Source organism: Paenibacillus taihuensis, from assembly GCF_003386535.1.
Lineage (GTDB): Bacteria > Bacillota > Bacilli > Paenibacillales > Paenibacillaceae > Paenibacillus_Z > Paenibacillus_Z taihuensis.
Genome location: NZ_QTTN01000039.1, coordinates 24,418 through 49,375 on the forward strand (window position 1 = coordinate 24,418; position 24,958 = coordinate 49,375).

General features: G+C 55.1%; 23 protein-coding genes. 11 read left to right on the forward strand and 12 right to left on the reverse strand.

What is annotated here, in order from left to right; translation table 11 throughout:
• Positions 1–11: 11 nt before the first annotated feature.
• Both A8990_RS24700 and A8990_RS24705 read right to left on the reverse strand, forming a co-directional pair.
• Positions 12–2,987, reverse strand: a complete 2,976-nt coding sequence (locus A8990_RS24700) for a response regulator (protein ID WP_116191708.1) — start codon at positions 2,985–2,987, stop codon at positions 12–14.
• A gap of 194 nt (positions 2,988–3,181) precedes the next feature.
• Positions 3,182–3,586, reverse strand: coding sequence for a VOC family protein (locus A8990_RS24705; protein ID WP_425463929.1), 405 nt, complete (start codon positions 3,584–3,586; stop codon positions 3,182–3,184).
• A 142-nt stretch (positions 3,587–3,728) separates the two neighbouring features.
• Here A8990_RS24705 and A8990_RS24710 point away from each other — a divergent pair, with 142 nt between their 5' ends.
• From A8990_RS24710 to A8990_RS24720, 3 genes are all read left to right on the forward strand, one after another.
• Complete coding sequence (locus A8990_RS24710; RefSeq protein WP_116191709.1) at positions 3,729–4,199, forward strand: heme-degrading domain-containing protein; 471 nt, start codon at positions 3,729–3,731, stop codon at positions 4,197–4,199.
• Positions 4,200–4,232: 33 nt separating this feature from the next.
• Positions 4,233–4,772 (forward strand): NAD(P)H-dependent oxidoreductase, encoded by a 540-nt coding sequence (locus A8990_RS24715; RefSeq protein ID WP_116191710.1) that lies wholly within the window; start codon positions 4,233–4,235, stop codon positions 4,770–4,772.
• Positions 4,773–4,957: 185 nt separating this feature from the next.
• On the forward strand, positions 4,958–5,968 hold the full coding sequence (locus A8990_RS24720) for a globin-coupled sensor protein (protein ID WP_116191711.1): 1,011 nt from the start codon (positions 4,958–4,960) through the stop codon (positions 5,966–5,968).
• Between the two features lie 381 nt (positions 5,969–6,349).
• On the opposite strand, the gene A8990_RS24725 is transcribed toward A8990_RS24720, so the two are convergent.
• Complete coding sequence (locus A8990_RS24725) at positions 6,350–6,799, reverse strand: DUF488 domain-containing protein (protein WP_116191712.1); 450 nt, start codon at positions 6,797–6,799, stop codon at positions 6,350–6,352.
• On the reverse strand, positions 6,789–7,160 hold the full coding sequence (locus tag A8990_RS24730; RefSeq protein WP_116191713.1) for a DUF4180 domain-containing protein: 372 nt from the start codon (positions 7,158–7,160) through the stop codon (positions 6,789–6,791). The genes A8990_RS24725 and A8990_RS24730 overlap by 11 nt, the downstream gene beginning before the upstream one ends.
• 112 nt (positions 7,161–7,272) lie before the next feature.
• On the opposite strand from A8990_RS24730, the gene A8990_RS24735 reads away from it, so the two are divergent.
• Positions 7,273–8,337 (forward strand): LLM class flavin-dependent oxidoreductase, encoded by a 1,065-nt coding sequence (locus A8990_RS24735; RefSeq protein WP_245996195.1) that lies wholly within the window; start codon positions 7,273–7,275, stop codon positions 8,335–8,337.
• On the opposite strand, the gene A8990_RS24740 is transcribed toward A8990_RS24735, so the two are convergent.
• From A8990_RS24740 to A8990_RS24755, 4 genes are all read right to left on the reverse strand, one after another.
• The gene (locus A8990_RS24740; RefSeq protein WP_116191714.1) at positions 8,334–9,728 is read right to left on the reverse strand and encodes a hypothetical protein; all 1,395 of its coding nucleotides are present in this window, start codon (positions 9,726–9,728) and stop codon (positions 8,334–8,336) included. The two genes, A8990_RS24735 and A8990_RS24740, sit on opposite strands and share 4 nt — an antisense overlap.
• A gap of 112 nt (positions 9,729–9,840) precedes the next feature.
• Entirely contained in the window at positions 9,841–10,317 is a 477-nt protein-coding gene (locus tag A8990_RS24745; RefSeq protein WP_116191715.1) for a ferritin-like domain-containing protein, read from the reverse strand.
• Positions 10,318–10,376: 59 nt separating this feature from the next.
• Positions 10,377–11,132 (reverse strand): class I SAM-dependent methyltransferase, encoded by a 756-nt coding sequence (locus tag A8990_RS24750; RefSeq protein WP_116191716.1) that lies wholly within the window; start codon positions 11,130–11,132, stop codon positions 10,377–10,379.
• Positions 11,133–11,164: 32 nt separating this feature from the next.
• Positions 11,165–11,938, reverse strand: a complete 774-nt coding sequence (locus A8990_RS24755; protein ID WP_116191717.1) for a DODA-type extradiol aromatic ring-opening family dioxygenase — start codon at positions 11,936–11,938, stop codon at positions 11,165–11,167.
• Positions 11,939–12,098: 160 nt separating this feature from the next.
• Here A8990_RS24755 and A8990_RS24760 point away from each other — a divergent pair, with 160 nt between their 5' ends.
• Entirely contained in the window at positions 12,099–12,650 is a 552-nt protein-coding gene (locus A8990_RS24760; protein ID WP_116191718.1) for a helix-turn-helix domain-containing protein, read from the forward strand.
• Positions 12,651–12,782: 132 nt separating this feature from the next.
• Positions 12,783–13,730, forward strand: a complete 948-nt coding sequence (locus tag A8990_RS24765) for a nucleoside hydrolase (RefSeq protein WP_116191719.1) — start codon at positions 12,783–12,785, stop codon at positions 13,728–13,730.
• Between the two features lie 45 nt (positions 13,731–13,775).
• On the opposite strand, the gene A8990_RS24770 is transcribed toward A8990_RS24765, so the two are convergent.
• A complete protein-coding gene (locus tag A8990_RS24770; RefSeq protein ID WP_116191720.1) occupies positions 13,776–14,207 on the reverse strand; it encodes an organic hydroperoxide resistance protein in 432 nt (143 codons plus the stop codon).
• A gap of 202 nt (positions 14,208–14,409) precedes the next feature.
• Here A8990_RS24770 and A8990_RS24775 point away from each other — a divergent pair, with 202 nt between their 5' ends.
• A complete protein-coding gene (locus A8990_RS24775; protein WP_116191721.1) occupies positions 14,410–15,648 on the forward strand; it encodes a chromate transporter in 1,239 nt (412 codons plus the stop codon).
• Between the two features lie 207 nt (positions 15,649–15,855).
• On the opposite strand, the gene A8990_RS24780 is transcribed toward A8990_RS24775, so the two are convergent.
• Genes A8990_RS24780 through A8990_RS24790 form a run of 3 tightly spaced genes read right to left on the reverse strand, consistent with a single transcriptional unit; the run spans position 15,856 to position 18,949 of the window.
• Positions 15,856–16,341, reverse strand: a complete 486-nt coding sequence (locus A8990_RS24780) for an SRPBCC family protein (protein ID WP_116191722.1) — start codon at positions 16,339–16,341, stop codon at positions 15,856–15,858.
• 20 nt (positions 16,342–16,361) lie between these two features.
• Positions 16,362–16,823: a VOC family protein gene (locus tag A8990_RS24785; protein ID WP_116191723.1), complete on the reverse strand. Its 462-nt coding sequence runs from the start codon at positions 16,821–16,823 to the stop codon at positions 16,362–16,364.
• Between the two features lie 5 nt (positions 16,824–16,828).
• Complete coding sequence (locus A8990_RS24790; protein WP_181909768.1) at positions 16,829–18,949, reverse strand: cell division protein FtsA; 2,121 nt, start codon at positions 18,947–18,949, stop codon at positions 16,829–16,831.
• A 247-nt stretch (positions 18,950–19,196) separates the two neighbouring features.
• Here A8990_RS24790 and A8990_RS24795 point away from each other — a divergent pair, with 247 nt between their 5' ends.
• Genes A8990_RS24795 through A8990_RS24810 form a run of 4 tightly spaced genes read left to right on the forward strand, consistent with a single transcriptional unit; the run spans position 19,197 to position 24,932 of the window.
• The gene (locus A8990_RS24795) at positions 19,197–20,813 is read left to right on the forward strand and encodes a response regulator transcription factor (protein WP_116191736.1); all 1,617 of its coding nucleotides are present in this window, start codon (positions 19,197–19,199) and stop codon (positions 20,811–20,813) included.
• A gap of 4 nt (positions 20,814–20,817) precedes the next feature.
• Complete coding sequence (locus tag A8990_RS24800; RefSeq protein ID WP_245996196.1) at positions 20,818–22,617, forward strand: cache domain-containing sensor histidine kinase; 1,800 nt, start codon at positions 20,818–20,820, stop codon at positions 22,615–22,617.
• Positions 22,618–22,634: 17 nt separating this feature from the next.
• Complete coding sequence (locus tag A8990_RS24805; RefSeq protein ID WP_116191725.1) at positions 22,635–23,618, forward strand: substrate-binding domain-containing protein; 984 nt, start codon at positions 22,635–22,637, stop codon at positions 23,616–23,618.
• A gap of 24 nt (positions 23,619–23,642) precedes the next feature.
• Positions 23,643–24,932, forward strand: a complete 1,290-nt coding sequence (locus A8990_RS24810) for an extracellular solute-binding protein (protein WP_116191726.1) — start codon at positions 23,643–23,645, stop codon at positions 24,930–24,932.
• The last annotated feature ends 26 nt before the right edge of the window (positions 24,933–24,958 follow it).

Genomic DNA, 24,958 nt, shown 5'->3' on the forward strand with positions numbered 1-24,958 from the left:
GCCTATGCCCTCTATCCGTGCTTGATCGCGTAGAGAACTTCATGCAGCATATGCTCGAACTCGGGCAGAAGACGCTCTATCGACTCCGTCTGACGCTCCCGAATCGCGATTTGCAGCTCGCCCGACAAGGCGGACAGCTCCTTCGCGCCGATGCATAAGGCGTCCGCCTTCAACGTGTGCGCCAGTCTGACGGCACCTTCTATATCCCCGTTTGCCAGGACGTTCCTTATTCCGACAGCCGATTCCGTGTAATCGTCCTCGAATGCACGCAGAATCTGGCTGTATACCGTCTCACTGAAGTCGAAGCGTTTCATTGCTCCTTCTCTGTCCAAGAATAAGACAGGTTCGGAACGTTCGGCAACGGCGGCGACAGCTTCTGCAGCTTCTGCGCCTTCGTGCGCTCTCGAGGCTTGGATTACTCGCTGAAGCACACTGTAGAGCTGAATCGGGTCAAAGGGCTTCGTGATGTAAGCAATCATCCCCTCAGCGAGCACCTTCTCTTCCACGCCCTTCATCGCGTCGGCTGTCATGGCAATAATCGGCGTGTCGCTGCCATTCGCCAGCCTCCGAATAATTCGTGCAGCTTCGTAGCCGTCCATAACCGGCATCTGCAGATCCATCAGAATGGCGTCATACCTCTTGCCCTCCACATGTTTCACCGCTTCTTGGCCGTTATCCGCCACATCGATATGCCCCGCAACTTCTTTCAAAATCTCTTTATCGACCATCTGGTTTATCTCGCTGTCTTCCACGAGCAGAATGACGGCCTCGCCCAGCACGGGGAAATTGGTCTCGAAATCCGGCTCCTGCTTCATGCTCGGCTTCGTGCTCACATGCGGTTGAACCAGACCCATAATTTCGTCGTACAGCAGCGACTGGCTGATCGGATAATGGAGCATTTTCTTGATCGCCGGCGAGAACGAATCCGCATTCGTCTCGGACTCGTAGTAGGAGCCCATGAGCACAATATCCTGTTCTGCAGCAGGGAAGCTCGTCTTGATCCGCTCGGCCAGCTGCGTCACTTCAGCGCCGTTCAACTGCCGATCCAGAATAATTAGATCATACGGGCCATGCAGCTCAATCTCTCTCATCACCTTGCCGGCTTCATCGACCGTGTTGATTATGAATTGGAACTGCTCAAGCTGGCTTTTCAACACGAGGCTCATTTCCGCATTGTCGCTCACGATCAGGATGCGCAGAAATTTAATCGGCAGCGGCAATTCACTCTTGGCGACAGCTCCCGCGCTATAGCCAAACTTCGACGTAAAGGAGAAGCAGCTCCCCGAATCAACAACGCTCTCCACCTGAATATTCCCGCCCATGAGCTCCACGAGGCTCTTGCTGATGACAAGGCCAAGTCCGGTACCGCCGTATTTTCGGGTCGTCGACATATCGGCCTGCGTAAATTCACGGAATAACAGCCTTTGCTGCGCTTCGGATATGCCAATCCCCGTATCGCGAACGGCGAACTGCAGCATGACGTCATGCTCTTCTTTCACAACAGCTTTGACCGAGATGGATACAGTGCCGTTCTCCGTAAATTTAATCGCATTGTTCGATAAGTTGAGCAGCACTTGATTCAGGCGAAACGGGTCACCCGTCAGCATCTGCGGCACCTCGGGCGAGATGGAGAAGTGCAGCCTCAGCCCTTTGTCATACGCCTTGAAGCTGATCATGTTCGAAAGATTGTTCAGCACCTCGTACAGGTCAAAATCAATCTGTTCAACCGTGATCTTCTTCGCCTCGACCTTGGAGAAATCCAAAATATCATTGATGATGGCGACTAAACTTTTGGCGGAACTAATGGTTTTGTCCACGTAATCTTTCTGCCGGCTGTTCAGCTTGGTCTGCTGCAGCAAATAATTAAGACCGATCACCGCATTGATCGGCGTGCGTATCTCATGGCTCATATTGGCCAGAAACTCGCTCTTCGCGCGATTGGCGGATTCCGCCGTTTCCTTCGCTTCCGCCAGCTCCTTCGTGCGCTGCGCAACCAATTCTTCCAGATGCTCTTGATATTCCTGTACCTGTACCTTCTCCAGCAGCAGCTCCCTGTTGACGGATTCCGCCTTCTCCTTCGCCTCGACAAGCTCGCTCTGCTCCAGGAGATGCTGATACAGCTCGGTCATATTATAGTAAAGCCGGACATGCTCATAGATAAGAACCGCGAGCAAGATATTCCCGCTCATGAAGCTGTTCCACTTGGCCATGTACCAGCTGAAATCGTAGCGATGCACCGAGTTGATCGACAGCAGCACATCAAGCGCCGAAGCCAGTACGGCGACAGCGAGCCAGAGGTCGGTTACCGACCTCGTCCCCGGTTTCAGCAGGAGCCCGATAAAGGCGCCTAATGAAATCAGAAACGTGAGAAGAAGCCCACACTTAAACAGCATGGTATATTTGCCGTTCACGATGAGCACAGGGAGCGAAGAACTGCTGCATGCCACCCATACGGTAATGCCGGTCGCGATGGTGAAGACCGAGATCAGCATGACCACGGACCAGGCACGAACCTGCCGCACGCTCCACTGCACCTTCCGGTAACGGACGCTTACGAACAAATACATGCAGACGAGCAGCCCGAAGCCGCCATGCAGAATCGCATATAGCAAGGAAGGCGTCTGCCTGCCTTCATTCATCAGGCCCGCTTTCGTGAATAACTCGGGAAACGACAGCAAGAGCGGGATCGTAATGAGCGCCGAGAACAGATAAGCTGCGGAGAGCACCAGTACGCCCGGAGAGCGATTCACACGGAATTGATTGAACAGCACGAACGCCGTAATGAAGTTAAAACAGATGACCGTAGAGGTTACGGTAGGGAAGAATCCCGGCGTGTCCATCGTCTTAACATGAGCGACAGGTAAAATGCAGAGCGAAATGAACACCAGAAAGGCGCCAACAAGAAATGCCGATCTCCGCTGAGAAGCGCTGGTTGGCAATGTCATCAAAGTAAGTGCGTTGCTGTCTCTAACTGGTTTGGCCGCCATCGTTTCCCCCTGGTTTTGGACATTTATTTCTTACAATTTTTGTTTATATTCGACTGTATTCGACATTTTTCGCCGTAATCCTTTTACCGAATTAAAGCGATTGCCCAAAAAACTATAGATACGCAGAAAAGCCACCTCCGAGTGGAGATGGCCTACTTCACCTGATAACTGGTAACCGGGCTGACGAAGTGCTATTAAGCTAGCGTCAACTGCCATGTCACGCCGAATTGGTCCCGCACCCAGCTGAATCTCTTGCTGAACGGGTATTCCCCGAGCGGCATTAACACGCCGCCGCCCTTCGACAGCATCTCGTGAGCACGATCAATCTCAGTCTCCGTCTCGCACGTCACATAGAGGGAGATCGCCGGCGTGAATGTAAACCCATGCTTCACGTGGCTGTCGATGCACATGAACATTTGATCGGCCAGCTTGAAAGTCGCCATCATCACGCTTCCCTCCGGTCCTAGCTCGCCTGCGCCATACTTGCGCATGCTTACAATTTCAGATTGGTCGAAGACGGAGAGGTAGTAGTTCATCGCTTCCTCGGCTTTACCTTCAAACATAAGAAACGTCATAATTTTCTGCGGTTTCGTTTCCAATTCGACTCAGCTCCTAATTATCGGAATATAGGACAAGTATACCCGACCAATATGCCCGCTTACCAGCCGCGGCATTTCGCTTCGCACTCCACTTGTAGTACTATTAATGCTGTACAATACGAACCGATAGGATGTGCTTACGATGACGAATGATCAAGCTGAACTGGAACGTCTGTTGAAGCAGGAGCAGGACTTGCAATTTACGACTTTTACGAACGAAACGGCTTTTGAAATCGGTACGCGAATGATTCAGAAAGCTCAGCAGGAGCAGAAGGCGATTGCGGTCACCATCGTACGCAACGGCGAGCTTCTCTTCCATACGAAAATGAACGGCACGACGGCAGACAACGATATGTGGATCAAGCGCAAGCGCAACGTGGTGCACCACTTCGGCCACAGCTCGTACTATATGCATGTGAAATTTAAAGTTGAGGGCGGCTCGGTTGAAGGCGCCTGCCTCGATCCGAAGGATTATGCGGCAGAAGGCGGCTCGTTCCCGCTGCTCATTAAGAACGTCGGCGTAGTCGGCACAATCTCCGCATCGGGCTTGCCTGGCGACCAAGATCATCAGATGATCGTATCCGTGCTTGAGGATTACCTCGGCGCTCAATAAACCGTACATCTGGACGAGAGGAGTTCCTACAACATGAAGACACTAGTCGTACTCGCCCATCCGAAGCTGCAGGAATCGCGCGTGAACCGATTGTGGAAGGAACGGCTGCAGCAAGAGCCTTCGATTACCGTGCATGATCTGTATGAGACGTACCCGGACGAAGCGATTGATGTAGAGCCGGAGCAGCTGCTTCTGCTCCAGCACGACCGGATTGTGTTTCAATTCCCGTTCTACTGGTACAGCACCCCGTCGCTTCTGAAGAAATGGCAGGATGAAGTGTACACGTACGGCTTCGGGTATGGCACTGGCAACCAGTTGAAGGGCAAAGAGTACATACTAGCCATCTCTGTCGGCCGACCAGAAGAATCGTATCGACCGGACGGCCCAAGCCTCTATACGCTGGATCAGCTGATCCTGCCGCTGAAAGCGACGGTTCTGCTAACCGAGATGAAGTATATAGAACCGTTCGTCGTTTACCATGCGCCTCGTCTGACCGATGAGGAAATCAAGGCTAGCGCGGACCGGTTGGCCGCTTATCTGACATCTCCGGCTGATGCACTTATCGCAAAATAATCAGAAAGCCCAGCGGCCGCGTGAGCGGTGCCGGGCTTCTTTCTTTTCTATGCAAGCCAAACCTAGGAACTATCCACGTCTAACTCAGTGTTTTCCCCCCGGATTTTCAGTGAATTCCCTAATATCCCCATGCACGCGCATCAGGTAGGATGAAAGCAACACCTACAAGAGGAGCGACTGCAGCTATGATTAACGTAACTGAAGCCAGGAAGAAACAGCTTGATTATATAGGCATTACGAATGATACACTCGCATTCTTGAAGTCCCATGAGCAAACATTCAAGCAAATTACGGAGCTGGTCGTGGACGAGCTCTACGCCCGCGTCTATAAGCAGCCTGAGCTGGCTGCCATTATTACCGCCCACAGTACGATCGAGAGGCTGAAATCCACACAAATCTGGTATTTCCAGACGATGACCGCCGGGTTGATTGACGAGGCCTTCATCGAGAAGCGCCTCTATATCGGCTCCCTGCACTCGCGCATCGGACTGACGACGGAATGGTACCTCGGGACGTATATGTTATATCTCGACATCGCGACTCATTTCTTGATGAGCGTCGTGCCGGATGAATGGCTCCGAATTATTCAGGCCCTGTCCAAAATGTTCAATTTCGACTCCCAGCTCGTCCTCGAAGCGTACGAGAAGGACGAGAAAGCGCTCGTCCAGAAGATGGCCGATGATCGCCAGATGATGATTACGACGATCAGCGCTGCCGTGCAGGAGCTCGCAACGATGATGATCGAGCTGACGGGAAGCACACAATCCGTCGCTCATACCGCAACGCATACCGCGCAGCTGCAAGAGGACTCGCATGATAAAGTCGAACAGCTGAACACGCAGATGAAGGACATTCAGCTGATGGGCAAGGTTATTCAGGAAGTCGCTGACCAGACGAACCTGCTGGGCCTCAATGCCGCTATCGAAGCAGCACGTGCCGGCGAGGCCGGCTACGGCTTCGAAATCGTCGCGCGGGAAATCCGCAAGCTGGCGGAGAACTCCAAGCAATCGTCGAAGACGATTCAAGAGAAGCTGCGCGGCATGAACACGATCATCGCGGACGTTAAGCAGCGTAACGACGAGACGGTGAAGCTCGCGCGCGCCCAGGCCGAGAGCTCGAAGGAGCTTGCGAGCTTCGTTACTATGATCGAGTCGATCACGGATGAGCTGAGTAAGCTTCAGGGTGTGGCTGGGTAACTAGGCAGTCATGCGGGTGGATGGGCTGGGCGGGTTACTAGACTGGGTGATCCGATCGATGGGTGGATAGCTGGGTAGTGGGGCTGGTGGACGGGTTGGCGGCTGGCGGCTGGCGGCTTCGCTGAGTGGCCAGGCTGCTGGCGGGCAGCTGGCTGTAGTGGATTTATCCCACATAAAAGGGCTCAAACGGCCGAAATTGCAGCCTATAATGGAAATATCCACTCATTTTCGCTCGACACCGGCTTTATGGACCCTTTGGCTGAAAATGAGTGGAAAAATCCAATATAGATACCGAGAAACGGCGGTTTTGATCAAAATAAGTGGATTTATCCCATATAGCGGGCCAAAGGTGGTTAGTGTTAGGGCCAAGGGTGGTTACTGTTAGTACAAGCGGTGAATCTGCAGGTCCTTCTTGTACTCGGCCACGTATTCCGCCAGCAGCCTCCTGTGGCACTGATGCGGCTTATGCTCGCTGCACATGAAGCAGACGATCTCGCCTTCCCCGAACAGCTCGCCCACTTTCTTCTCAATCTGCCGCTTCGCAATCAGATCGATGAATAGCTTCTCGAACTCCGACCACGACACCTGCTTCTGCTTAATCGCTTCGAGCAGCTCCTTCGTCGGTGCAAGATCAAGGTCATGCGTATAGTCGATATGGACGAGCTCCAGCACATAGCTGAGGTCGTCTTTCTTGGCATAGCCTGCAAGCTGCGACACGTTGTTCAGCCGCGTATCGACGACTTTAGTCACCTGATTGCCCTGCAGATGGGAGACGAACTCGCGCAATGATTTTTGGGCAAAACCGATCGTGTAGAGGGGCTTACCGGACATTGTGCAATGCCGCAAGCGCCGCCTGCTCATCCGGCAGGAAGAAGAACTGCTTGCCGTGATTGCTCTCGTAGATGAAATCCTTCAAGCTCTTGCTGCCGTAGCCGCTGAAGTCGCCGACAATCGCAAGGTTCACCTTATAGTTCGTAAACTTCTGCAGGATGTCCCCCGCCAGCTTCGTGCTAAGGTCGAAGAACGACTCGGCAATAGCCGACTTATGCAGGAGCAGCTTGTAGCAGCCGTCGTGGTTATACTGTATGGTCGCCATCAGGTCGAGCGCGTCCTGCACACTGCCGATCACGACCTCATCGCTCTCAATAATGGCAACATTCGAGCTGCCCTTCTGATTCACCGTAATGTTCATCGCGTCTTTCATCCTCCCGACTTTTCATAGGCTATCGTTCTCCATCCATTATAACGGTTTGTAGTGCCGAAGCGGAATGAGTAAACTAGAGCTATAAAGGAGGCTTACCAAGATGAACGAAGCAACACCTGCAATGGAAATTGGAATTAGTACGTTTCTGGAGACGACGCCGGACCCGGTGACAGGCAAAACGATGAGTCACGCGGAGCGGCTTCGCAATGCGGTGGAGGAGATGGTGCTCGCCGATCAGGTCGGCCTTGATGTGTACGGCATCGGGGAGCATCACCGTCCGGACTACGCGGGTACGGCACCTGCCGTTGTGCTGGCGGCCGGCGCGGCGGTTACGAAACGAATCCGTCTGACGAGCGCCGTAACGGTGCTGTCCTCGGACGATCCGGTGCGCGTCTATCAAGCGTTCTCGACGCTCGACGGCATCTCGAACGGGCGCGCGGAAATTATGGCAGGCCGCGGCTCGTTTATTGAGTCGTTCCCGCTGTTTGGCTACAGCCTGGAAGACTATGATGCGCTGTTCGAAGAGAAGCTGGAGCTGCTGCTCAAGATTCGCGCTTCGGAGAAGGTAGACTGGCGCGGCGGCCATCGCCCGGCCATCGAGAACCTTGGCGTGTACCCGCGCTCCGTGCAGGAGCCGCTTCCGGTCTGGATCGCCAGCGGCGGCAACGCCGAATCGGCTATCCGTGCAGGACTGCTCGGGCTGCCGATCGCTTTTGCCATTATCGGCGGCATGCCGGAGCAATTCGCGCAGCTGGTCGATCTATACAAGCGCGCCGCCGCGTCCGCGGGTCATGACCCGTCGAAGCTGCAAATCGCGACGCACTCGCACGGCTTCGTCGGCGACGACAACGACCGCACGGCGGATCTGTTCTACGCGCCGACCGCCGCGCAGATGAACGTCATCGGCCGCGAGCGCGGCTGGGGACAGCCGTATACGCGCGCGACTTACGACGCCGCGCGCAGCCTGCGCGGCGCACTCTATGTCGGCGATCCGGAATACGTCGCCGAGAAGATCGTGCTGCTGCGCAAGAACCTCGGCGTCACGCGCTTCTTCCTGCACGTGAACGTCGGCACGATGCCGCATAAGGGAGTGCTGCACGCGATTGAGCTGCTCGGCACGAAAGTGGCGCCGCTCGTTCGCCAAGCGCTTCGTTCGCAGAGCTAGAACTCTAGCAGCAGCATGAGGTAAACAATGACCGCCGCCCCCATGAAGGCGGCGAATTTGTAGTTCGGCCGCGCCAGCTCGAATACGGTTCGCTTGAACAGCCCGGACAGCAGATTGTTCACCGCTGACGCTGGCGATACCGTGTTCGAGACGGCCCAGCTGCCGAGCAGCAGCACGGCCATATAAGTCGGCGTTGCCCCTACGCTGTGCGGATCGACGCCATTGGCGAAGACGCTCACGAGCACGATCGGATGCAAGCCGATAATCGATGTGCCGGCGATGAGCACGAGCGCTAGCAGCGAGAACGCCACGTCAATCGGCAGCGGAATCACGCTTAGCATCTTCGGCACGAACGCGCCGAAGCCGACCGCTCCGACCGCTCCGCTGAAGAAGCCGGCGGCGAGAAACAGCGTAATCTCTTTCTTCAGTGCAGGAAGCGTGACCGTCAGATGGTTGATCAGCCCTTGGCGGTACGTCGCCATCGCCCCTTTGAAGAAGCACCAGATGACCGGGAAAATAACGGCGGACATGCACGTGATGATGACCATCGGCACGTCAATGAGCGGCTCCAGCAGGAGAATCACGCCAATGGCGCATATCAGATACACAGCGAGCCCTACCGGAAAAGCAGCCTTCTTGCTAGCTTCCGGCAACGCCGCGACTTCCGAGACCTCCGAGATTTCAGCCTGCCCCGACTCCACCAACACCTCGGACTCCTCCCCGCCCACTCGCTTCAACTTTGAGAAATCCATCAAGAAGCTCACTATCAGCGTAAGCAGCGACAGCACAACCAGGTACGGCAGCAGCGAAGACCAGTTCAGATGGAGCGCCGTCGTCACGATCGCCATCGCGGCAAAATACGGCGACCAGCAAATCGCCCCCGCGAATCCTCGGTTCAAAGCTCCTGCGAGCAGCCCTTCCATCTTCGGCCGCGGCTTAACGAAGGCAAGATGGTACACGACCGGAATGGAACCCACATTAATGAACGCGCCCATAATTTGCGTGAGCAGCTGCGTGCCGAGGAACATGACCGTGCTGCTTCTGAGGCTCGTATCGTAGAATCGTCGCAGCGCCTCGACGTACGCCGGTATACGCACTGGAATTCCGAATAACGGCGCGAAGACGAACAGTGTCACAAGCGTCGCGTTAATGCCCGCCGACTCGAACCAGACGCGGGCGCTTGCCTGCTGAACAATGAGGAGCACCACGCCGCCGGCGAGAAAAGCGGAAGTCAGCCACAGCGTCATCCCTCGAAGCTGAGGCAGCAGCACCGCCATGGCGATGAAGACGAGTCCGCCCAGCGCCCAGACGAGCCAATCTGCGCCCGACAGCTGCAAAGCGATGAACGCAGCGGCGACTGCGAATATGAGTAAACGATCGATTTTCAACATGTATCCTCATCTCTATCCCGTAATTGAATCACATGCTTGTTGATATGTATTATAAACCAACAAAGACCACCCCGGTGGATGGTCCTTGCCTTCGTATGCGCTTATTCGGACATTACGTAGGACGGCTGGCATTTAGAATCATAATATAATTGTACTTATCGGCATGTTTCTGTTCATCCGTGATAATCTCAAATACCATATCACGGTGATAGCGGCTTGGCAGTCCTGCACGAATGTCCCGATATCGCTCGACAGCCCCGAGTTCGCCGAAAAACGCCTTCTTTACGCCTGCCAGATAGGACGCCGGTTTCTCGAAAGCGGCTGCCTGCGAAGCTGGCAACGTTTGCCCGGTCAGATCATGATAAATCTGACGGAACATTTGATTATGTTTCCGCTCATCGTCCCGAATGGAAGCAATAATCTGCTGTTCCTCCTTCGTAGGAGCAACGGATATCAAATAATCGTAAAACAGTTCGTCCTCGCGCTCGCCTTCCACAGATTGCTTGATGAGCGTGAGCGCCTCCGGAAGCGACTTATAGGTCATTTCCCTCCAGTAACGATCCATCGGCGAGTAATAATACGAATACATAGAACCCCTCCAAACAATAGCTGTCAGAGGCATCATATGTAAACTTTACGAAGATGTGCCTATAAAGAGCCCCAGTAGAGCTCGGTCTCGTACTCGAAAGTCACGCAGCCATTCTCTTGGTATTGATCATATAGTCTCCGCAGGTCTGCCATCATCGCTTCATAGCCCGGCGCGCCAGGCATCGGTATGTAAGAGGAAGACGTCAGCCTTCCAATCATGCCTTCAAAGTCGAGCCGTTGATCATTGGCAAACCGCGCTGCCTGCATATCCCCGTTATGGAAGAAGGCAGCGAGATCCTCGGGCAAAATATTCTTTTGACTAACTGTCTTGTAATCCGTTCCATACGTAAGAATCAGCTGCTCGTATTGTTCCCGAAACGGTGTACCTTCCGTAAGCCGTGTGTTCCAAATGAGCACGACTTTACCGCCAGGGCGTAAAATCCGCTTGAACTCAGCCCCCGTTCGTGCACGGTCGAACCAATGGAAGGACTGGGCGCAGACAATGTAGTCAACCGATTGGTCCGCGAGTCCGGTTACTTCTGCAGAGCCATTCACCGCCTGAAATCTGCCATCGCCGCCAAGCCTCGCCACCGCCGCATTTCGCATCGCCTCATTCGGCTCCAAAGCAACGACCTTGCTGCCGCGATTAAGCAGCAGCTCGGAGAAAATGCCTGTTCCCGCGCCGACATCAGCGATCTCGCTCTGAGGCGTGAAGCGTACCGTTTCGTACAAATAATCGATTGCTGACTGTGGATAGGTCGGACGGTATTTCGCATACACATCTACTCGATCGGAGAAACGTTCCTTACTGTCCATCACTCCACCACGCTCCTGCTTTACGTTTTTAGTTAGTCAAACTGCCAACAGCTCAAGCTTAGACTACCCAATTGGTAACTGCGGTGAATCAGCGTCGCCTTCCGGTTCGCATCGCCTGCACCCATCGCCAACAATAGAGGAATGAAGTGCTCCGTCGTCGGTACCGACTCGACTGCAAACGGCGCCTGCTCGCGATAGCGGAACAGCGCTTCCGTATCCCAGCTCGTAAGCTTGCTCTCCAGCCACTCGTCGAACTGGACCGCCCACGCATCCGCTTCTGCCGCCCGCCAATTCAATCTGCGCAAATTATGAACCGTGCCGCCGCTGCCAATAATAAGGACGTCTTGCTCCCGCAGCGCGCCGAGCGCCTTGCCGATCTGATACTGCTGCTCATTCGTCAGCATCGGATTGACGGACAGCGCGATGACCGGGATATCTGCGTCCGGATAAACCAGTTTTAGCACTGCCCATGCGCCATGGTCAAGCCCTCTCGTCTCGTCGAGCTCGCTTGGAATGCCGTGCTGCGCGAACAGCGACTGAATTTGCTCGCTCAATGCACGGTTGCCGTTCGCCGGATACGTCATTTGATACAGCTCATCCTGAAAACCGGAGAAGTCGTAGATGGTGCTGTACGTGCCGACTGCGCTGACCTTCTGCACCGATCTTTCTTCCCAGTGAGCGGAGAAGATCACAATCGCTTTCGGCCGCAGCCGGGCGGAAGCGAAATTTTTCAGAAAATCACTGTAAGCATGCTGTTCTAATACTAATGAAGGCGCGCCATGCGCGAAGAAATAAGCTGGCATCATCGTCGTATCTCTCCTTTATGTGAGTTGAATATATTAGTTTTAACAAATTAATTTCTATATTACTAATATTATGCGCATGGTGCTAGCAAGTCAACTTGGAAATTGTTAATATCAACATATATTTCGTATGATCAATATTTAAGTTAGGGTGAGCATAAACATGGATATCGGCTCTTCCATTCGAGCGATCCGCAAGCGCAAACACATCACGATTGCCCAAATCTGCGAGGAAACCGGCTTGTCGCAAGGGTTTCTCAGCCAGGTGGAGACGAACAAGACGTCCCCTTCCATCTCGACGCTGGAGAGCATTGCGAAGGCTCTGAAGGTTCCGCTCGCCTACCTGCTGCTGCAGAAGGAAGATCGGATGAAGATTGTACGCAAAGATGAACGGCGCGTCACATCGAGCCGCAGCGATCAGTTTAAAGTAGAGCATCTGAGCGCAACCGATAAAGTACGCATCGTCATCGTGGAGCTGCCGCCAGGCGCTTCGACCGGAGCAGAGCCGCATGCGCACGAAGGCGAAGAGGTGCATGTCGTCATGAAAGGAAGTATTTACGCCGAGCAAGGAGAAGATTCGGCAGCGTTTCATGAAGGCGATTCGTTCAGCTGGAACGCCTGCATTCCCCATCTCGTCCGCAATATTGGCGAGGAGCCGGCGGTCATACTCATCTCGATCTATACGGAAACCGATTATCAGCCGGATCGACTGTAGAAGAGCGGATTGAAGCTGTGCAATATGGCGAATGCTAAGTCGTGTTAAGCTATCGTTACATCTTGCTTCCCGCAGGAGCAGACGGTATCATTACGAAGTTACTAATTTATAGAAAAACGAGGGATTAAGGACATGGTTAAGCCGAAAATCATAATAGACGCCGATACAGGGATTGACGACGCGCTCGCGATTCTTTACGCAGTCAAATCCGGCAAAGCGGATATTGTAGGCATCACATCGGTCTTCGGCAACATTCCTGTCGAGCTTGCGACCGAGAACACGCTCAAGGTGCTGAAGCTAGCCGGGCTGGAAGGTCATATTCCCGTTAGCCAAGGCGCTGCGCAGCCGCTCGTCCGCAAAGTAGACGTATTCCCTACGTTCGTGCACGGTTCTAACGGTATTGGCGACGTTGAAATTCCGAACACCGCACAGCGTCCGGTGGATGAAGCTGCAGCTGACTTCATTATTCGCAATGCGGATGAGCTGCGCGGCGAGCTTGTTGTCGTTGCGCTTGGGCGTTTGACGAATTTGGCGCATGCGCTTCAGAAGGATCCCGAGCTTCCTTCGAAAATCAAACATGTCTACATTATGGGCGGCGCTGTTCGCGTACCAGGCAATATTACGCCGACCGCCGAAGCGAATATATGGGGTGACCCGGAAGCGGCTGACCTCGTTATTAAGTCAGGACTATCGATCACGCTGATCGGTCTGGATGTCACGCTGCAGACGATGCTTCATCAGTCCCATCTGGATGGGTTGAAGACCTCCTGCAAGTCGGAAAACCGCGATGTAGTCGGCTTCCTGAACGACTCGATGCAGTTTTACTTCAATTTCTACCACGAGGCGGACGGCTACAACCAATGCGCGCCGCTGCATGATCCGCTTACGGTTCTGGCAGCTATTGAACCAGGCGTTGTGCAGACTGAAGTGCTTAAGCTGTCGGTTGAAACGCAGGGCGAGGTATGCCTTGGCATGACGGTTGCGGACTTGCGCGAGAAGCCGTCCGTCGGCACGCCGGTTAACGTTGGCGTTCAGGTAGATGCTGAGCGGGCGCTCGAGTTGTTGCTTAGCGCGTTTTAAGAAGAAGAAGAAGGAGCCGCCCGGTGGGTTGCTCCTTCTTTGTTTTTAGCCGATATGCTGCCCGTTCACGACGAGCTTCGTCTCGATATTGCCGCGAGTCGCTCTGGAGTATGGGCAAACGCCATGCGCCGCCTTCACCAGCTCTTCCGCTGTCTGCTGCTCGACTCCGTCCACGTTCACATGCAGCTGCACCGCCAGCTCGAAGCCGCCGTCCGCTGCTTTGCCGATGCTGACATGTGCGGTTACGTCGCTGCCTTCATGCTGCACCTTCTGCATGCGCGCCACCAGGTTAAGCGCACTGTCGAAGCAAGCCGAGTAACCCGCTGCGAACAATTGCTCCGGATTCGTCCCTTCCTCGCCGTTGCCGCCAAGCGCTTTCGGCATCCGGACATTGAGATTGAGTACACCGTCCGATGAAGTGATAACTCCGTTACGGCCGCCTTCTGCTGTTGCAATTGCTGTATACAATGTGTTCATGATTGATCTCTCCTCATTTGTGTTTTATACAATTTAATTTTATACAATTAACTTAGCATTGCAGTGGTCGTTCGTCAATACCAATTTCTGAGTACGATTTGCATGCTTCTTATCAGAAATTTAACATTCGGCTTCGAATGGCTGTGATAAGATGGGGATACTTCTGTTTATTTATGCGGTTAGATGAAAGGATTACTGAAGGATGCATACAAAAAAACCAAAAGGTCGGCTGGGAACGCTAATCGAGCTGCTGCTCGTGTCGACGAAGCTAGGGCTCACCTCGTTCGGCGGTCCGATTGCTCACCTTGGATATTTCCATCATGAATATATACGCCGCCGCAAATGGCTGGACGAGCGCAGCTACGCCGATCTTGTGGCGCTATGCCAGTTCCTCCCCGGGCCGGCCAGCAGCCAAGTCGGTATCGGCATTGGACTCATGCGCGCCGGATTGCTCGGCGGACTCGTGGCGTGGATCGGCTTCACGCTCCCGTCTGTTATCGCGTTGATTTTGTTCGCGCTCCTGCTTCAAGGGGGCGATATCGCAGGTGCGGACTGGATTCACGGACTGAAGATCGTTGCCGTCGCCATTGTCGCCCATGCCATTATGGGCATGGGCCAGAAGCTTGCTCCTGATCGGAACCGCGCTACGATTGCCGTCGCCGCGGCGGTCTTCTCGCTCTTATCGCCGTCGGCATGGAGTCAAGTGCTGCTCATCGTGTGTGCTGGTCTGATCGGGCTGTGGCTCTATCACCGTCAGAACGGAACAGCCGTGGAGGCGGCACCGATGGAGGTGCCGGTCAGCCGCAAGTTTGGGGCGTTCTGTCTCGCACTCTTCTTGGTACTGCTCATTTCACTGCCGCTGCTCCGGCAGTGGACCAGCGCCTCCGGCGGAGCGGATGGGATTGGAAGTGGCGGCGGGGGCGAGATACTTGCTCTGTTCGATAGCTTCTACCGGTCCGGCTCGCTCGTGTTCGGCGGCGGTCACGTTGTGCTCCCGCTCCTGGAACGCGAGGTCGTGCCGACCGGATGGGTCAGCTCTGAGCAGTTCCTCGCTGGCTATGGCGCGACGCAGGCAGTGCCCGGCCCGCTGTTCACCTTCGCCTCCTACCTCGGCATGATGGCCGATGGCGTGCTCGGGGCAGTGGTCGCAACAATCGCGATCTTCCTGCCCGCCTTCCTGCTCATCGTCGGCGCACTGCCATTCTGGAGCTCGCTGCGTACGAGCCCCAAAGTGCAAGGCGCCCTCGCCGGCGTGAACGCGGCAGTGGTCGGCATCCTGCTCGCCGCGCTCTATAATCCGCTGTGGACGACGGCGATTCTGGCGCCAGCGGACTTCGCGCTGGCGGCTGTCTTGTTCGGCATGCTTGCCTTCTGGAAGCTGCCGCCGTGGATCGTCGTCGTGACAGGCGCGTTAGGCTGCTTGTTGCTCGGCCAGCTGTAGATGTATAGCTGCAACAAAAAGAGAGGTGCTGAGCACCTCTCTTTTTGTTGCAGCAATTTCGGCTCATGTAGCGTACCCAGTATCCCTCTTTATCCCATTTCCCGCAATTTCGGCTCATGTAGCATACCCAGTACCTCTCTTTGTCTCATTTCCCGCATTTTCGGCTCATGTAGCGTACCCAGTACCTCTCTTTGTCTGGCTAGTCCACTAACCTAATCCTCCAGCTAACATCTCCTGATACTGCCCGTACCACCGCTCCCACTCTGCCTTACGGTTTTCAATCGTTCTGCCATCCAGCAGAGCGCCGATCACATCAAGGCAGACATGCCAGCCCGCTAGATCCTTCGGCGTATGAACGGTCAGCTTGCTTAGCTTCTCGAGAAGCACCAACCTGCAGCCCACATCCTCCGGATACAATTCGAAGCGAACAACGTCTTCGCCCCACGCGTACTCGAGAATGGACTCCGGTTTCATGTCCAAGATCGCCATCTCAAGCGCATCGCCGCCATCAGGCATCAGGAACCTCATACATCCACCCTCACGCAGCTCACCGACACGAAGCTCAGGGAACCAAGTTGGCAGCAGCTCATTATCCGTCAAGTACGCCCACACCTGCTGGACCGAGTGAGCCGTGAAGACACGTTCGAAACGAGCCATATAACCCTCACCATTTTGACTTACGATTGCTAGCATGGCGTATCTTCCTCCTTCATCTAATCTCCGCCTGCAAGCTTCTCCCACTCTTCAAAAGACAACTTATCCGTTATGCCCCTAAGCTCCTCGGGAACCGGAACATAGCAGATCAACTCCAGACTGTTACCGTCCGGGTCATTGAAGTAGACGGAAGCATTCCCTTGATTCGGACGGACGAATGGCTGGACCGAAGTTCTCCGGCCGAATGGGACAGCATCAACTTGAATGGATTCCAGCCATTCCACGGACCGCTTCAAATCCTCATACTCAGCCTCAAAAGCAATATGCCGCAATGAAGGATGGTACGGCGTTTGGTACTCGGCACCCTGCCAAAGCCCCACCCAGCTTCGCCCCTCCACGATCCAGAAGAACGCCGTATCCCCATCGCGCCAAGCCAGCTTCAACCCTAGCTTTGTATAAAATGCAATCGAAACCGCTAAGTCTCGAACCGGCAAATGCGCCTCATACAATCCTTTTATCATCGTATCTACACCCACCTAAGCTCAATAACATCGCCATCCAGAATCGGTCTCGTGTATGAGATCGGATCGCCGTTATGTGTCATAAGCAGGCTGCCCTGCCGTTTGCTTCTGTCGAAATCGACGTAGTCAAACAAGTTGACGAAGACGAGACCGCGCGGCAACACAAGCGGAGAACTGTTGCACACAATAGCGATGGCGGCATCAACATTGTCCGCAGCCGTTGCGGCGGGCTCCGCAGGTTCCGCAGCGACAAATTCAGCTGCTTCAACTTCACCCGCTGCATCCGCGGTCTCAACCGCCTCCGCAGCCACAACCGCAGCTGCCGCTGCTTCTTCCCTAGCCGCCTCCACCTGAGCCGCCGCAGCTTCCTCAGCATCAATGCCCGCTTCAACGCTAATCAAATCATGGTCCGCTACCCGATAGCTGTCCTCTACGACCATACCGTTCGCGTATACAACCACGCTCGCATCAAGGACGAGCGCCTTGCGCAGGTCAGCCACCGTCTCAAGCTGCTCGAACTCGATCACATCCTGGTCGGCGAGCAGCAGGTCGCCCTCCGTGGCCTGTCCATTCAACCGCAGGTTCACAATCGTGCTCATCCAAGCGCCGTTCACCTTAAAGCCTGCATGCACGTGGACGAGCTTGCCGAGCGTCATCGCCCGTTTCTCGCCATGCTTGGCAGGCACGATAACGATGCGGTCCTGCGCCTTAATCGGGGTGCTGATGCTCGCAGGCTCGCCGTTCACGTAGATTTCGCCGGCCTCGCCCGCTTCGCCGAACACCGTCTTCTTCCGTCCGTTCAGGTACACCTCGAACGACCTGCCCGCCTTCGCAATGAGCTGCTGCGGATTGAAGCCTACGAGCATAAGCGCATCGATGACCTTCAGCGTCTTCGTGTTAATGAGCTTCACGCCGGCGCCGTTCACGAACACCTCCACGAAGTCGCGCCCCAAATGCGACAGCGCCTTCGCCAAGATCCCAATCGGCGTCACAACCTCCGGTCCCTCCAACTTAAAGTTACTTACGCTCAGGTTCGGAATGTTCGACATATCCCTTGTCGTGACCCGCTCCGCCGGCAGCTCCAGATAGCCCGCGATCAGCTGATTCAGCCGCGGAATTTGGCTCCCCCCGCCCGTCAGGAACACCGCGCTCGGCGACTTGCCGTTCTTATCGAGCACATTGTCGGCAATGTTCTTCGCGACCAGGTCGATGACTTCCGACAGCTGGTCCAATATCTCCTCGGTCGGCTTCTCGTACTCGATGCCGATGATATCCTTATACTGCTGCACCGGCTGCTCGCGTAGTCGGCACTTGAGCTCTTCCGCGCTGTCAAAATCCATGAGATACGCTTGCGCCAGCGCTTCCGTAATCTCATCCCCCGCGGTAGCGGTCATCGCATAGGCCACAATGGTGCCATCCTTGGTGATGGCAATATCGCTTGTCCCCGCGCCGATATCGACTAACGCTATGTTGAGCAGCCGAATGTTCGCCGGAACCGCCGCTTCGATGGCCGCAATCGGCTCAAGTGTCATATAGCTGACATCAAGCCCGATCCGGCTCACCGCTGCATAGAGACTGTCCACCACCGTACGAGGCAGGAACGTAGCGATTAAGTCGACCTCAATAGACCGGCCTTTGTGCCCAAGAAGGCTGAGCATCGTTTTCTCATTCAAATAATAATGAACGACCGTATGCCCGATGCAGAAGTAATCCTGCATCTCCGGCGATGTTTCCAGCAGCTCCGTATACACCTTCTGCAAACCATCCATCTCAAGCGAGTCGATGACATGCTTCTCAATCGGCTTCGTCTCGTCGATTTGCTGCGCCAGCCGCGCTCTTCCCGTAATGAGCGACCGCCCGGCTGCTGCGATCGCCACTTCCGTGAACGTCTGGCCGCTTGCTCCCTCAAGCTTCGCCCGTATAACCCGAATCGACTCCGTGACCCCGTCAATATCATGAATTTGCCCGTCGATCATCACACGGTCCTTGTGGTATTCTACCTCGCCATGCTCCACGACAAGCTTCCCGTTCTCGTAATAGCCAACAAGGCCGATAACGCTCCTTGTCCCAATATCAACTGCAAATACACGCTGCTTGTAGTGAGTTTCTGTTATCTGCGCTGACATGTGCAAAACCCCTTTGGATTGGCCATTTATGTAAGTAAAGTATAGCATAAAGCTCCCCTCGCAGCGGCACAAAAACCTGTAATATACAGCAGCAGCGAACTGCCAATCACTCCCGTTGTCAGGTTATCTAACATTAAGTTATGATGTTTCCATGGACTGGGCGTCTACGCCAAATCTCGAAATCGTGTATAATAGATTCGTTTCTAGCATGGTTGCGCTTTCATATTAAACAGGGCGGTGTATGACGTTGTATAAAGTAATAATCGTCGATGACGAAGCGGTCGTACGCGGAGGCCTTAAGAACACCATTCGCTGGGAAGAGCATGGCTTCGAGCTTGTCGGCGACTATGCCAATGGCCGCGATGCCTGGCATGCGATCGAGCGCGAGCAGCCCGACCTGGTGATTTCCGATATCAGCATGCCCTATATGGACGGACTGGAGCTGGCCGGTCTCATTACAGCGAGCTATCCCGAAGTCAAAGTCATTATCCTTACTGGCTACGATGAGTTTGAATATGCCCAACAAGCGCTCCGGCTGAAGGTGTCCGATTTCCTGCTCAAGCCGATCACGGCGATGGAGATCCGCACGCTGCTGAACAAAGTGCGTGCCGAGATGGACGAAGAGATGAAGATCCGCGAGGATCTCAGCATGCTGCAGAGCCAGCTGCGCCAGAGCATGCCGCTGCTTCGCGAACGGCTGCTCGAGCGTCTTGTCACGCTTGGCGTCGGCAAGCCGGAGATCGAGGTGCGCTTCGGCTACTTCGATATTCCGAAGCTGACGCCGCCATATCTCGTCCTCGTGGCGGATATCGACGACTTCGGCGACCGCGAACGGCTGGAGAGCGTGCATGACGAGGAGTTTCTGCGTTTTGCCGCGTTCAATGTGTTCGAGGAGATTACGGCGCTGAAGAAAGCACTGTCCTTCCGGACACGCGAGGAGCGGATGGCTGCCGTTATCACCGGTGTGCCGCCCGAGATCAACATCTACGAGCACGCCTACGAGCTAGCGGAAGAGCTTCGCAGGCAGATTGAGAAGTACCTCAAGCTGACCGTGACGGTCGGTGTCGGACGAAGCGTCAGCTCCGCCGATCAATTGCCGCTCTCTTACAAGAGCGCGCTCTCCGCGCTCGATTATAGATTCTTGCTCGGCAAGAATCGGGTGCTCGGCATCCTCGATATGGAGGGAGCCCCGGCATCGACGACTATCCCGACCCCGGATTGGGACCGCAAGCTCGCTACGGTTGTGAAGACCGGGTCCGCAGCGGACGCCCAAGAGCTCATCAAGCAGATCGTGGACGAGTTGAAGCGCTTGCGTCTTCCGATCGAAAGCTGCTACCTGCAGCTCCAGAAGCTGACGCTCTCGCTCATGAATACGGTACAGGAGCTGGGCATCCAAGAGAAGGGACTCGCCAATCAGCAGCAGAGCTGGATGATCGACATCTATGGCTTCAAGACGCTGGACGAGCTCGAGCAGTGGCTTCAAACGATCGTCTCCAGTCTCATTACCGCGATCTCCGCCAATCGGAGCCATTACACCAACACGCAGATGGTCCGCGCGACGGAGTATATCGAGGCTAACTATGCCGATGAGCAAATTTCGCTGCAGGATCTATGCCGGCACGTCCTCATGAGCACGAGCTACTTCAGCCTTGTGTTCAAGCAATATACCGGCGAGACATTCGTTGAATACTTGACCCGTGTGCGTGTAGAGAAGGCGAAAGTGCTGCTATCGACGACCTCGCTCAAGCTCTACGAGATTGCCGAGAAGGTCGGCTATGCCGATCCGAACTATTTCAGCCTCTTGTTCAAGAAGCACGCCGGCCGAACGCCTAGAGAATACCGCGATACGCAGAGCGGAGGCTGACCTGATGAGGGACCGCAAACCTTTCGCACCCTTGCTCCCATTCAAAAGCATCCAGTCGAGCATCTCGTTCGCTTTTTCCTGCCTCATTCTTGTGACCATCACGGTGACGAGCCTCGCCAGCTACCAGCTTGCGGTCTATTCCGTGGAGCGGAACTCCGAGGGCTACATCGAGGAGATTATGAAGCAGGTCAACACGAACATTCAGTCCTACGTGGACAATATGGAGAATATCTCGCTGCTCGCGATGACCAACAAGGACGTCAACTATTACATTTCGAGCAACAACTTTATCGGCAACGAAGACCGCAGGGTGTACGAGAAACGAATCTCCGATCTGTTCCAAGCGATCCTCTATACGCGCAAGGACATCGCTTCGCTCATGGTGTTCGGCTACAATGGCCGGGTCGTCTCCGACCGCCGGATTACGAGCATCAACCCGTACGCCGTGCTTACGGATCAGGCTTGGTACCGCAATGCCAAAGCGGCAGGCGGTAAATCCGTTCTATCCGCTCCGCACGTACAGAATATCATCCAGAACGAATATCGCTGGGTCGTCTCGCTCAGCCGGGAGCTGAAGAACTCCGACGGCGTTACGGGGGAGGGGGTCTTCCTCGTCGACCTGAACCTCAGCGTCATTACCGACCTGTGCAGCCAGATCAACCTCGGCAAGAAGGGCTACATGTTCATCGTCGATAATGACGGCAACATCGTCTACCATCCGAAGCAGCAGCTCATCTACAGCAATCTGCGCACCGAGCAGATCGAGCGGGTGAAGGAGGCGCCGAGCGGTACGGTGTTTACGGTGGATGATCAGGAAGGGAAGCGGAGCTACACCGTCCAGGATACGAATTTCGGCTGGAAAATCGTTGGCGTCGCGTATGCGAATGACCTCATCAGCAACAAGGACGATATTCGCCAAACATTCCTGCTCTACGCCAGCGCCGGCCTGATCGTCAGCCTATTGCTGTCGATCGCCATCTCGCACCGGCTGTCCCGTCCGATCCGCAACCTGCAGCGTGACATGAAAGCGGTGGAACGAGGCAACTTCGACACGCAGACCGTCATCCGCGAGCCGAACGAGATCGGCCAGCTTGGCCATACGTTCAACATTATGGTCGGGCAGATCAAGCGGCTCATGCAGGAGATTATTCATACGCAGGAGAACAAGCGCAAGAGCGAGCTGCAGCTGCTCCAGTCGCAGATTAATCCGCATTTTCTGTACAATACGCTCGATTCGATCGTGTGGATGGCCGAGCAGCAGCAGCATGAGCAGGTCGTCTTGATGACTTCTGCGCTCGCCAAGCTGTTCCGCGCAAGCATTGCCAAGGATACGGAGCTCGTCTCGATCCGCGTCGATGCCGAGCACATTACGAACTATCTGCTCATTCAGAAGATGCGCTATGAGTCGCAGCTGGAGTACATCGTTGATTTTGACCGAGGCATCATGCCGTATAAGACGCTGAAGATTCTGCTTCAGCCGTTCGTTGAGAATGCGATCTACCACGGTCTGCGCAACAAGCCGGACAAAGGGACGGTAACGGTTCGCGGGTACGAGTCGAATGGACTTATCGTCTTCGAGGTCGAGGATGACGGGCTTGGCATGACGGCAGAACAGCTCGAGCGGATATGGAAACCCGCACCTGTACCGGCTGACGAGGTGCTGACGATTAGTCCGAAAGGGATCGGCATTCATAACGTCGATGAGCGGATCAAGCTGTATTTTGGACCGGAGTACGGGGTTCGGATTCATAGCGAGCTTGATGTCGGGACATGCGTCACCATTACGATTCCCAAAGTGAAATAAGGAAGGACTAGAGGCTTATGCGATTGCACCGTATGACCTTCATACTCGTACCGCTGCTCATTGGCCTTATTGTGTTCGGCGTGCTGAATTACAAGCTCGGCGAAGTGTCTCCTCCGAAGGCGCGTTCGATTGCTTTCGTGCTGAAGACGAGCAACGCGAGAAGCGACTTCTGGCAGGCGGTCAGCGCGGGAGCTCAAGCAGCGGCGAAGGAGGCAGAGGCCGGACTCACGGTTGAGGGACCGCTTCAGGACATGGATGCTGACACGCAAATCCGGATGATTCAAGAGGCTGCCGACCGGGGGCCCGATGCGCTGGTCGTCGCGCCCGTCCACGATCCTCGCATGGGCGACATTCTGCGCGACATCCGCGAACGAGGCATTAAGGTGGTCGTCGTCGATACGCCGCTTCAGCTGGATTCGCCGCCCTATTACGTCGCGAACAATCACAAGGAAGCCGGGCGCCAAGCGGGCCGAACCGCTGTGGAGGCGACCAGCGGCAAGCTCAATGCCGCGATCATCAGCGACTTCCCGAACTCGGGCGTTCAGAGCGATCGGGAAACCGGCGTGAAGGAGGCGCTCGACGCCCATGCAGACGAGTACGACGAGACATTCTATGCAGAGAATTCCGAGGAGAAGGCTTATGACTATACGAAGTCGCTCCTCCAGGATAAGCCTGCTCTCAATACGATTATCGCCTTAAGCGAGCCGGCTGTGCTTGGCGCGGCGAAAGCGCTGAAGGAACGGGGTCAGGCGGGGAATGTGAAGCTGATCGGCTTCGACAGCTCCGTCTATGAGATCAAGCTGCTGGAAGAGGGGGTCCTGCATGCGACGATCGTGCAGAAGCCTTTCAACATGGGCTATCTTAGCGTGAAGACCGCGCTGGGTCTGGTCGCAGGAAGACGTACCGATCAAACCACGTATATCGATTCCGTCGTTGTGACGAAATCCAATATGTACACCACGGAGAATCAGAAGCTGCTCTTTCCGTTCATTCAAAAATAAAGCTTGCAGGGAGGAGTTCATGCGATGACCAACCGAACGAGGCGAACGACGCGATTAATAATGGGTTCCGGGCTGCTTGCCATCACCTTCAACGCCTTGCTGCTGTCCACCGGCTGCTCGCCGTCCGAGCCGGCGCCGATTATCGAGACGAAGGAGAAGCAGTCGCTCATCCGATTCGTCGCGGCCGAGTACAGCTCGGAGACGAAGCCGCTGCTGGAGGAGATCGTCCGGCAGTTCGAGATCCAGAACCCGACCATTGAGGTCGAGCTGCAGGTTGCCAACTGGGATATCCTCGGCGGCATCTACACCGCGATGATTAGCAAGAACCAGCCGCCGGACCTGCTGAACTCGAACGCATACGCGCAGTTCGCGAGCGACGGGCTGCTCAACAACATGGGGAACATCATGTCTCCGGAGCTGAAGCAGAAGATCTATCCGAATCTGCTCGAGAAGGACCGGATGGGCAATGTTCAGTACGCGGTTCCTTACGTCGCTTCGGTGCGCAATATGTACTACAATCAGGACCTGTTCGACGCGGCTGGCATAGAAGCGCCTCCGAAGACATGGTCCGAGCTGAAAGCGGCGGCCGGCAAGATCGTCAAGACCGGCAAAGCGACCGGCTTCGGCGTCGACCTGACCGATAACGAGACGCAGGCGTACTTGTCCTACTTCTTCCTCGGCTCCGGCGGCGGCTGGATCAAGGACGGCAAGTGGACGATCAATTCGCCGGAGAACGTGCAAGGACTCACGTTCTTGAAGGAGCTGTACGACGCGAAGCTGACCGATCCGGAGCCGACCGTGACGACGCGGGACGAGAAGCAGCGGGTGCTGGGCGACGGCAAGCTCGGCATGCTCATCTCCGGCAACTATTTCACGTCCGTCGTGCCGCGGGAATTTCCGAACCTGCGCTTCGGCGTCGGCCCGATTCCGGTGAAGGACGGTCATGCGCCGCTATCGTTCGGCGTGCAGGATGTGCTTGTGTCGTTCAAGAACGATCATACCGACACGGCGGCGCTATCCAAGTTTCTGGACTTCCTATACGATGATGGGCGCTATGAGGAGTTTACACGGCGCGAAGGCTTGCTGCCGGTAACGTCCACCGTTGGCCAGAGGCTGGCGAGTAACAATCCCGTCATGCAGAATGAGATGGCTGCGCTTGAGAAGGCCGAGTTCTACCCGATCCAAGAACCGGCCTGGCAGGCGGTTATGGATACGGCGCGCAAGCTCGGCGATGCGGTGCTGTTCAGTCGGATGACGCCGAAGCAGGCACTGGATGAGCTGCAGCATTTTGCCGAGACCCATGATAAGAAATAAAAGAGAATACTCAAGATTTCTTGGAA